Genomic DNA, 642 nt, shown 5'->3' with positions numbered 1-642 from the left:
CCGTTCAAGGAAGTCGCACGGCTGCTCGCGGCCGGCCGCATCAGCGGACTGCCGGTCGTGGACGAGGATGACAAGGTCATCGGTGTCGTCTCCGAAACGGACTTGGTGATCCGACAGTCGGAAGCGCTCGACGCGGACGAGTCGAAGCGCCGCTTCCCCTTCGCAGAGCTGACGCCCCGGGCTCGTAGGCAGGCGGCCAGATCCAGGGCCTTCACCGCCGGTCAGCTGATGACCGAGCCGCCCGTCACGGTGCATGCCGAGGAGACCATCGCCCAGGCGGCGCGGATCATGGCCCAGCGGCAGGTGGAGCGGCTGCCCGTGCTGGATGAGGAGGACCGTCTCGTCGGTATCGTCACCCGCCGGGACCTGCTCGGGGTGTTCCTGCGGCCCGATGCAGAGATCCGCGACGAGGTGATGGAGGAAGTGCTGATCCGCGCACTGCGGCTGGCACCCAGCACCATCGATGTCTTCGTGGTGGAAGGCGTGGTCACCCTGACCGGCCGGTTGGAACGCAGGAGCCAGGCGGAGATCGCCGTCTCCATGACCAGGCAGATCGACGGCGTGGTCGCAGTGATCGACCAACTCACCTACTGCGTCGACGACCCCCAACCGCCATTCGATGAGCGGTCACGCCGTGGCATT

1 protein-coding gene is annotated in these 642 nt (G+C 67.1%); it reads left to right on the top strand.

Features of this window, described 5'->3' with window-relative positions:
• Positions 1 to 642, top strand: a 642-nt coding sequence (locus tag VXC91_RS46550) for a CBS domain-containing protein (protein ID WP_329513360.1), incomplete at both ends; no start/stop codon positions are given.

The organism is Streptomyces chiangmaiensis (assembly GCF_036281785.1).
Classification (GTDB): domain Bacteria; phylum Actinomycetota; class Actinomycetes; order Streptomycetales; family Streptomycetaceae; genus Streptomyces; species Streptomyces chiangmaiensis.
This window is presented reverse-complemented; position numbering and strand designations above follow the sequence as displayed.